We start from the raw sequence: 10,049 nt of genomic DNA on the forward strand, positions 1-10,049 counted from the left end.
CCCAACACCCCCACTCTCTCTAAAAGGCTCATTATCAACAGTTTAAACTTTAAAATAAAAGAAGAAAATGAAGTACGATATCAGTAAAACCACCGCCCCGAAGATGCCAAACCTCGGTCGTGGACTCGAATGCGTGGCGCTTTTGCTCTCGCAAGTCTCAAAAGACATGCACCAGCCCATCGTTCCCATGCTTTTCCCTATCCTTGGAGCGCACGTAAGTGGAGCAAAATTTATGTATCCCGACCTCTCGTGGAAGGAAACAAACGGAATGATGGCCAATCTCGTGGCAGATAGTGGCGCCGGAAAGGGCCAACTGTCGAGCATCGTGGAAGCCCTTTGCCGCGACTTCCGCACCCACGACGACGAGGAGCTGGCAAAGCTCGTGGAGTGGCAGAAGATGATGAAAACCAAATCGTATCGAAACGCATCGAATCGTATCGAAACGTATGATTGCCAACGCCCATTGTTGTACCTTTGCACATGTAAAAGATACCGATCGTCACCAACACCACCCATCAACCCACCAACACCACCGTCCTATGAGTCAACCACCCATCACCAACCATCGCCACTCGTGTAACACCAGCGCCCCCCATTGCGCACGGCTCGCATCGGCTCGGATCAGAGCGGCCCACACTAACGGGCATGAACGTGAACAGAAAGCCACACGTCTGGGAGGCGAAGAGGTGCAAACAGGCACAAGGCTAAAAGAAAATAACATTCGTAGTGAAAGCCGTCTGAGGCTAAAAGGAAAAGCCATTCGGGTTGCTTTTTATTTCCCACAGATGCCATGCGGGATGAGAGATTTACGCTCAGACGCGGTCGCTCGGCTTTGCCGCTTTCGTAGCGCCAGCGGAGAAAGAACAACGAATTTGTTTCGTTAACGAGACTCGGCGAAGCCCCACCGACCAACGGGAGGTAATTGATGTAATCGTTTTACGATTAGCAATTTGAACGAATTTAGCTAACGTAGAAAAAATTCGAAAATTCGGGAAATTCGTTGTTGCGCCGTCTGAGGCTAAATTAACTATTCGTAGTGAAAGCCGTCTGAGGCTAAAGGAAAAGACATTCGTTGTAAAAGCGGCAAAGCCAATGGAGGCCTATGCAACCCGCAGAGCCATCCAACATACAACATTAGAAAACGTAAAATGCTTTGGTTAGGTCATGGTACCATTCGCTGCGCTGGCCATCGGCAGCCATCAAACAATGTTCCGTGCGCTCAAAGCGACGGGAGGTGTCTTTCGAGAAAGCAAGCAACTGGCGCTTAAAAGGCTTGCGATCGGTGGTCTTGATCATAGCCTGTCGGCACATTCTAAACCCTGACAAATAAGCCGTTTCAGTAAACCGCTCAACCACTTCTGTAGGAAGGACAACGCTCAGCACCCCCTCGTGCGTCAAGTGGCGTTTGGCAAACGCAAGGATGTCGGCAAACGACAGGTCGACATCATGGCGCGCCAGCGTACGTTGCGAATTGGGAGTCTTCAAACTGTCAATAAAAAACGGAGGATTGCTTACCATGCAATCGTAAGGCTCGCCGGGCTCCCACTCTTGCAACCTCACATGATGGATGGCCACTTGGGCGAAAGCGTGGGCGTTCTCGGCAGCCTGGCAGGCGGCCTGCCCGTCGGCCTCCACACCCTCCACAACACTATCGGGAAACCGCTGGGCCATCATGAGCGCAACAACACCCGTGCCGGCGCCAATGTCGAGGATGCGGCGACCACCCTCAGCCCATGCGCCCAGCAACACGCCATCGGTGCCCACCTTCATGGCACAACGGTCTTGGCGAACATCAAACTGACGGAACGAAAAAACATCTTTCGGCATAGTTGTAAACCTTACTTTTTCATGTTTTAACGTATTTTCTACTTATTTATTGTGCTCGCTCGGCAGTTGACACGATATTTTAGCAACACACCTTCCATAATGTGCCCAAAAATTAGTAACTTTGCACGCTAAATGTAACGTAGAAAGAAAAAAGCATTTTTATAGAGTAAGCAAATGGATAAAAATCAAAATACGTCTATACAGATGTTCGCCGACTATGAAGGCGACATCAGCACCCTCATAGAGTCGAACGCCCCGGAGGAACTGCCCGTGCTCGCCACGCGCAACATGGTGGTGTTCCCCGGAGTGCTCGTGCCCATTTTCATCGGAAGGAAGGCGAGCGTCAGTCTCATACGCAAGTTGTCGAAATCGGAAGACCCCATTTGCGCCATCTTCTCACAAAAAGACGCAGAGGTCGACGCACCCAAGCAGAAAGACCTCTACGCCATGGGCGTCTACGCCCACTTGGTGCGCGTTATCGACATGCCTGGCAGCGAGAACATCACGGCCATCTTCCAAGCCCACGGGCGTTGCAGGCTTGAGAGCATCACAGCCACACGCCCCTACCTAAAGGGCACGGCCACACCCGTTTCCGACGTCGTGCCCGACGTGCTCGGCGAGGAGCTGAAGGCCATCGTGGAGGACGTGAGAGCCACCACCACACACCTCATCAAGAGCAACGACGACATACCCAACGAGACGCTGATGACGCTGAAGAACATCTCCAACGAGATGATGCTCATCAACTTCCTCTGCACCAGCCTGCCCTTCGACCCGAAGGAAAAGATGGAGCTGCTCATGACCGACGACATGGAGGAACGCGCCATCGGGCTGCTGAAGCTCGAAAACCGCGACATACAGTTGCAGGAACTGAAAAACCAGATTCGCAAGAAGACCCACGAGGACCTCGACGAGCAGCAACGCGAGTACTTCCTGCATCAGCAGATGAAGAACATCAAGGAGGAACTGGGAGGCGACGAGAAATCGCCCGAGAAGAAAGAACTGCTCGAAAAGTCGAAAAACAAGAAATGGCCCGAGGAGATTGCCAAGACCTTCGCCAAGGAGCTCGACAAGCTCGACATGTTCAACCCGCAAAGCCCCGAATACAGCGTGCAGGTCAACTACCTGCAGCAGATGGTGGCCCTGCCCTGGAACGAATATACCGAGGACAACCTCGACATCAAGCGCGCCAAGCGCGTGCTCGACCACGACCACTATGGCATGGAGAAGGTGAAGGAGCGCATACTGGAGTATCTGGCCGTGCTGCAACTCAGAGGCGACCTCAAGTCGCCCATCCTCTGCCTCTACGGTCCTCCGGGAGTGGGTAAGACATCGCTGGGCAAAAGCATCGCCGCGGCCATGAAGCGCAAGTATGTGCGCGTGTCGCTCGGAGGCCTGCACGACGAGAGCGAGATTCGCGGACACCGACGCACCTACGTGGGAGCCATGCCCGGACGCATCATCAAGAGCATACAAAAGGCGGGATCGTCGAACCCCGTATTTATCCTCGACGAGATCGACAAGGTGACACAGAACGCCATCAACGGAGACCCCTCGTCGGCCCTGCTCGAGGTGCTCGACCCTGAGCAGAACAACGCCTTCCACGACAATTTCCTCGATGTGGACTACGACCTGTCGAAGGTGCTCTTCATAGCCACCGCCAACGACCTCAGCACCCTGCCAGCACCCCTGCTCGACCGCATGGAGATCATAGAGGTGCCCGGATATGTCACCGAGGAGAAAGTGGAAATTAGCAAGCGACACCTCGTGCCGCGCGAATTGGAGAACACGGGCTTCGGAAAACTCGAAACAAAACCTTCGTTCACCAAGGCCACATTGGAGAAAATCATCGAACAATACACCCGCGAGAGCGGCGTCAGACAGTTGGAGAAGCAAATCAACAAGGCCCTGCGCAAAATGGCGCTCATGTATGCCAGCGACGGACAGCTGCCTTTCGAAAAGGTGCAGCCAGCGCAGGTGGAGAGCCTGCTCGGCAAACCGCCCTTCTACCGCGACGCCTACCAAGGAAACGAAGACGCTGGCGTGGTGACCGGACTGGCGTGGACCAGCGCCGGAGGCGAGATCCTCTTTATCGAAACCAGCATGAACAAGGGGCATGGAAGCCGACTGACCCTCACGGGAAACCTCGGCGAGGTGATGAAAGAATCGGCCATGATCGCCCTGCAATATGTGAAGGCGCATGTGGACCAGCTCGGCATCGACTACCGCATCTTCGACAACTGGGACATACACATCCACGTGCCGGAGGGAGCCACGCCCAAGGACGGACCATCGGCGGGAATAACAATCGCCACATCCATCGCATCGGCCATCACGCAACGTAAGGTAAGAAAGAACACGGCCATGACGGGAGAGATAACGCTGCGGGGAAAGGTGCTGCCCGTGGGAGGCATCAAAGAGAAAATACTGGCAGCCAAGAGAGCAGGAATGACCGACATCGTGCTGTGCAAGGAAAACCGCAAGGACATCGACGAAATCCCAGAGAACTACCGCAACGGACTGACGTTCCACTATGTGGAGAACATCCTGGAGGTGTGGAAGATTGCGCTCACCGACGAACTGGTCGACAAACCCCTGGAGTTTGTGCGCAAGAACGACGAGCGAATAGGATTCCTCCCATTTAACTCAACATCAAACCAAAATTGATTTATGATGAAGTTTGAACTACAACATACCGACAACGCATCCGACGCACGCGCCGGACTGATAACCACGGCCCACGGACATATCAAGACACCTATCTTCATGCCCGTAGGCACGTGCGGATCGGTGAAGGGCGTACACTTCGACGAGTTGCGCGAACAGGTGAAGGCCCAAATCATACTGGGCAACACCTACCACCTCTACCTGCGACCCGGGCTCGACGTGCTACGCGCCGCTGGCGGACTGCATGGCTTCAACGGTTGGGAGCGCCCCATCCTCACCGACTCGGGCGGTTTCCAAGTGTTCTCGCTCACAGGCATCAGAAAACTGAGAGAGGAGGGATGTGAGTTCCGGTCGCACATCGATGGATCCAAGCATTTCTTCACACCCGAGAACGTGATGGACACGGAGCGCGTCATAGGTGCCGACATCATGATGGCGCTCGACGAGTGTCCGCCGGGAAAGAGCGACTACGAGTACGCCAAGAAGAGCCTGGCCATGACCCAGCGATGGCTCGACCGATGCATCAAGCGGTTCAACGAAACGGAGCCGCTCTACGGCTACGAGCAGACCTTGTTCCCCATTGTGCAGGGATGCACCTACAAGGACCTGCGACGCGAGGCGGCCAAGTTTGTGGCCGACAAGGGGGCCGACGGAAACGCCATCGGCGGACTGGCCGTGGGAGAGCCCACAGAGGTGATGTATGAGATGATTGAGGTGGTAAACGAAATACTGCCCAAGGACAAGCCACGATACCTTATGGGCGTGGGAACACCACAGAACATCCTGGAAGCCATAGAAAGAGGTGTAGACATGTTCGATTGCGTTATGCCCACACGAAACGGACGAAACGCCATGCTCTTCACCTACAACGGAACGATGAACATGCGAAACAAGAAGTGGGAAACCGACTTCTCGCCCATCGACCCCGACGGGTGCCACACCGACCAGATCTACACCAAGGCCTACCTGCACCACCTGTTCAAAGCCGGTGAGCTGCTCGCCATGCAGATTGCGTCGATACACAATCTCGCATTCTACCTGCGCCTCGTGACCGACGCACGACAGCACATCATCCAAGGCGACTTTACAACATGGAAGGCAAGCGTCGTAGACCAACTGGGAAGACGCATCTAAACAAAAAGCATGAAAAGCTACAGCAAGATTAGAAAGCACCGAAGGGTGTACAAGGCAAGACGGTGGGCAAGCCAGCATCCAGCATGGCTCCACAGGCTCGTCGCATGGATTGCCGCACACACCCTGGTGCTGCAAACGGTGTTGAAATGGATGGGAAGGAGGTTGAGCTTCATGAAACGGCTCAACCCGTTCAGATACATCAAGCGCATTGATTGGTACATCATCAAGAAGTTTATAGGAACCTATGTCTTCTCCATCCTACTGATCATTTCCATCTCCATCGTGTTCGACGTCAATGAGAACCTGGCCAAGTTTACGCAGTATCACGCTCCGTTGCACGCCATCGTGTTCGACTATTACGCCAACTTCGTACCCTACTTCGCCAATCTCTTCTCGGCCCTGTTCGTGTTCATCGCCGTCATCTACTTCACATCAAAGTTGGCGGGCAACTCGGAAATCATAGCCATGCTGGCCACAGGCATCTCGTTCAAGCGTCTGCTTAGGCCTTACATGATATCGTGTGTGCTCATCTCGGGACTGTCGTATTATCTGTCGGCATACGTCATCCCACACGGAACGGTGATACGCCAAAACTTCGAGACGATGTATAAGAACAAAAAGAAGAATACATCGGCCGAAAACGTGCAACTACAAGTGGCACAAGGGGTTATTGCCTACATTCAGCACTACGACAACAACCTGAAGAAGGGCTACGGCTTCTGCTTGGACAAGTTTGAGAACAAGAAACTCGTGTCGCACCTAACGGCCATGGAGGTGCAATACGACACCATCTCCGACTCAAAGTACCATTGGAAGCTGCGCAACTGGAAGGTGCGGCAACTGAAAGGATTGCGCGAGCACATCACGAGCGGAGACGAGAAAGACTCGCTCATCATGATGGAGCCCACCGACCTCGTTTACTCGAAGGGACAGCAGGAAACCTTCACGTCGCCCGAGTTGCACGACTACATCTCGAAGCAAATCGACCGAGGCTCAAGCAACGTGGTGCAGTATCAGGTGGAGTACCACAAACGCATCGCATCCTCGTTCGCATCCTTCATCCTTACCATCATCGGAGCGTCGCTCTCATCGAGAAAGCGAAAAGGAGGAATGGGCATGTACCTCGGCATAGGACTCGGACTGAGCTTTGCCTACATCATGCTCCAAACCGTATCGGCTACATTTGCCATCAACGCGGGATTCCCGCCCATCCTGGCAGCATGGATGCCAAACATTATTTTTGCCATAGTGGCATGGTTCTGCTACTTCAAGGCGCCAAACTAATTAGAAAACATGAAATTTACAGATTTAGACTTAAACGACGACATTCTCGACGCACTCTACGACATGCGTTTCGACGAATGTACACCTGTACAGGAAAATTGTATTCCAGAGATATTAAAAGGAAACGATGTGCTTGGAGTGGCCCAGACCGGTACCGGAAAGACGGCTGCCTACCTGCTGCCCGTTCTCTCCATGCTCGACGACGGCGGCTATCCCAAGGAGGCCATCAACTGCCTCATCATGTCGCCCACACGCGAGCTGGCCCAACAAATCGACCAAGCCATGCAGGGCTTCGCCTACTATGTGCCCAACGTGTCGAGCGTGGCCGTGTATGGCGGAAACGACGGAAACCGATACGACCAGGAGCTGAAGAGCATGCGCCTGGGAGCCGACGTCATCATAGCCACGCCCGGACGTCTCATCTCGCACCTCTCGCTCGGCAACGTCGACTTGTCGAAGGTGAGCTTCTTCATCCTCGACGAAGCCGACCGCATGCTCGACATGGGCTTCTCGGAAGACATCATGAAGATTGCCTCCTACCTCCCACAAAACTGCCAAACCATCATGTTCTCGGCCACCATGCCCAAGGACATAGAGAAGATGGCCCAAAGCTTGCTGAAAAACCCCGTGGAGATCAAGCTCGCCGTGAGCAAGCCCGCGGAGAAGATCCAGCAAAGCGCATACATCTGCTACGAGACGCAGAAACTCGACATCATCAAGGATATCTTCAAGGCTGGCGACCTGAAGCGCGTCATCATCTTCTCGGGATCAAAGCAAAAGGTGAAGCGCATCAACCAAGCCCTGACACGCCTCCACATCAATAGCGGAGAGATGCACTCAGACCTCGACCAAGCCCAGCGCGACGACATGATGTTCAAGTTCAAGAGCGGACAGATCGACGTGCTTGTGGCAACCGACATCCTCGCGCGAGGCATCGACATCGACGACATCGCCATGGTCATCAACTACGACGTGCCGCACGACTGCGAGGACTATGTGCACCGCATTGGCCGTACGGCACGCGCCGACCGCGACGGACGAGCCATCACGTTTGTCAACGAGGACGACATGTACGCCTTCAGCCAAGTGGAGAAATTCCTGGATAAGGAAATAACCAAGAACCCGCTGCCCGAGGGCTGTGGCGAGGGACCCGAGTACGTAACCTCGAAGCGCAAGGCCTCAGCCAAGAGCAACCGACGCAAGGACCGCGACGCCACCTCACACAAAGCCAACAAACAGCGCAACCGCCGCAACACACGCAAAGACAGACAGCCCAAAAGCGAGAAGCAAGCCAAGGGAGAGCAGCAACCCATGGGCGACCAGCAGGCCGAGAACGGAAGCGGTAAACAGCAAGGCGAGAAGGCTGGCGCTGAAAAGAACAACGCCAACAAAAGGCGCAACAACCGCCGTCAGCAAAAGCCACAAGGCGAGCAGGCTGAGACCGAGAAGCGAAACGAGAACGGCGCTTCGAAGAGACGCAACGAAGGCGACGCTCCCACCAACCGCAACGAGGAAGGCGCACCCGAGAAGAAGCAGAACAGGAGAAGGAGAGGCAACAACAAGCAAGCCAAGCCGCAGGGCGAGCAGCAGGCTGCACCCGAGAAACGCAACGACAACAACAAGTCGGCTAAGCGTAACGAGGGCGAGCAGAAAAACAACAACAAGCAACGCTCCCAAAAGCCCAGACGCCGTCGCCAACAGCAGGAGGCGGAGGCACCAACCGTAGGAAGAACCACACGCTACAACGGCCTTCCCGACGATTTCAAGGCCCCTGAGGAGCACGAGAGTGGCTTGAAGAAGCTCATCAAGCGCCCCTTAAAGTGGATTAAGAGCATTGGCAAGAAATAACCATCGCACAACACACATTACACAAAAAAGGATGCACCTTCCAATGCATCCTTTTTTGTTTCTATTTTTGGGGGGGATTATCGTTTCTCTTGCGTTGGATAATCGTTTCAGCTCTGTTGGATAATCGTTTCAGCTTGTCTTGGATAATCGTTTCGTCGCCTAATCCTCACAGGCCTGCTTATCACTACTCTTCCTAATTTTGAAGATCATGGGAATGACTTTCTTATAAACCTTACGGTCGCCCTGTATACGACGCAGCAGCAGTTCGCAGGCTGTAGCGCCCTGAACGTGAGCCTGGTCCATAACGGCCGACAACGATGGTGTGACGAAAGCCGCATTGTCGTCTTCTGTAAAACCAATGATGGCCACATCCTGAGGAATGTGAAGGTTCAAACTCTTGATGGCATCGAACGCAGCATAGGTCACAATGTCGTTGAGCGCCAAGATGGCGTCGGGCGGATTGGCCGACTGAAGCATTTGGAGGGTCTTGTCGCGTGTTTCGGCAAACTCTATCTTACCACACACCACCAAGTCGCGGTCGATGGGAACACCTGCCTCGCGCAACGCTTCCAAATATCCATGCTTACGACGCTTCACCATATCTATATGGTTGGGACCTCCCAAAAACGCCACACGTCGCGAGCCCGTGTCCAACAAATGCTTGGTGGCCTCATAAGCTGCCACATCGCCATTAGAAACCACTTGGGAGAAACGGTCGGGAAGACAAGTGCGCGTGAAGAAAACAAGAGGCACGTCTAAGCGTTCCATCTCCTCATAATGCGAATAGTCGATGGTGTCTTGAGCCAAACAGGAGATGACGCCATCCACATGCATCGTAAGGAAACTCTCTATGGCACGCACTTCGCGCAGGCAACTCTCATGACTGTTGGCCGAGAAAACCAGGAAACCATGCTGCTGGGCATAGTCCTCTATGCCGTCGAGCACCGAAGCAAAGTAGTGGGTAACGAGATTGGGAACAACCACTCCTATGATATGAGGCCCCTCCTTACGAAGACTTTGCGCAAAGGGGTTAGGATGATAATTGCATTGCTTGGCCAGTTCTTGCACCTTTTTCCGCATTTCCTCACCCACCTCATGGCTACCATGAAGAGCTCGCGAGACGGTTGCTATGCTGACATGAAGCTCAGCGGCTAAGTCCTTAAGGGATGTTCGACGTTGTTTCATAAAAGGAACCTTCTAAGTTATTAGGTTTGTCATGCAATGATAGTGCAAACGAGCGCCATGAGAACTTGTTCTCTAATGGCCGAGTGCAGCCTATCTTATGCAAA

7 protein-coding genes are annotated in these 10,049 nt (G+C 53.7%); 5 read left to right on the top strand and 2 right to left on the bottom strand.

The genetic code is table 11. From position 1 onward, the window contains the following. The first annotated feature begins 67 nt into the window (after positions 1-67). Positions 68-580, top strand: a complete 513-nt coding sequence (locus KM934_RS11590; protein WP_252344991.1) for a hypothetical protein — start codon at positions 68-70, stop codon at positions 578-580. Positions 581-1,134: 554 nt separating this feature from the next. On the opposite strand, the gene KM934_RS11595 is transcribed toward KM934_RS11590, so the two are convergent. After that, positions 1,135-1,827 (bottom strand): tRNA1(Val) (adenine(37)-N6)-methyltransferase, encoded by a 693-nt coding sequence (locus KM934_RS11595; RefSeq protein WP_215760763.1) that lies wholly within the window; start codon positions 1,825-1,827, stop codon positions 1,135-1,137. A gap of 174 nt (positions 1,828-2,001) precedes the next feature. On the opposite strand from KM934_RS11595, the gene lon reads away from it, so the two are divergent. Genes lon through KM934_RS11615 form a run of 4 tightly spaced genes read left to right on the top strand, consistent with a single transcriptional unit; the run spans position 2,002 to position 8,760 of the window. After that, complete coding sequence (gene lon, locus KM934_RS11600) at positions 2,002-4,494, top strand: endopeptidase La (protein WP_215760764.1); 2,493 nt, start codon at positions 2,002-2,004, stop codon at positions 4,492-4,494. Positions 4,495-4,500: 6 nt separating this feature from the next. Then, complete coding sequence (gene tgt, locus KM934_RS11605; RefSeq protein ID WP_215760768.1) at positions 4,501-5,628, top strand: tRNA guanosine(34) transglycosylase Tgt; 1,128 nt, start codon at positions 4,501-4,503, stop codon at positions 5,626-5,628. A 9-nt stretch (positions 5,629-5,637) separates the two neighbouring features. Further along, positions 5,638-6,912 (top strand): LptF/LptG family permease, encoded by a 1,275-nt coding sequence (locus KM934_RS11610; RefSeq protein ID WP_215760765.1) that lies wholly within the window; start codon positions 5,638-5,640, stop codon positions 6,910-6,912. A 9-nt stretch (positions 6,913-6,921) separates the two neighbouring features. Further along, positions 6,922-8,760, top strand: coding sequence for a DEAD/DEAH box helicase (locus KM934_RS11615; RefSeq protein WP_215760766.1), 1,839 nt, complete (start codon positions 6,922-6,924; stop codon positions 8,758-8,760). A 159-nt stretch (positions 8,761-8,919) separates the two neighbouring features. Here KM934_RS11615 and KM934_RS11620 read toward each other — a convergent pair whose 3' ends face one another. Further along, positions 8,920-9,945: a LacI family DNA-binding transcriptional regulator gene (locus KM934_RS11620; RefSeq protein WP_215760767.1), complete on the bottom strand. Its 1,026-nt coding sequence runs from the start codon at positions 9,943-9,945 to the stop codon at positions 8,920-8,922. Between the last annotated feature and the right edge of the window lie 104 nt (positions 9,946-10,049).

The sequence above is a fragment of the Hallella faecis genome, from assembly GCF_018789675.1.
GTDB lineage: Bacteria > Bacteroidota > Bacteroidia > Bacteroidales > Bacteroidaceae > Prevotella > Prevotella faecis.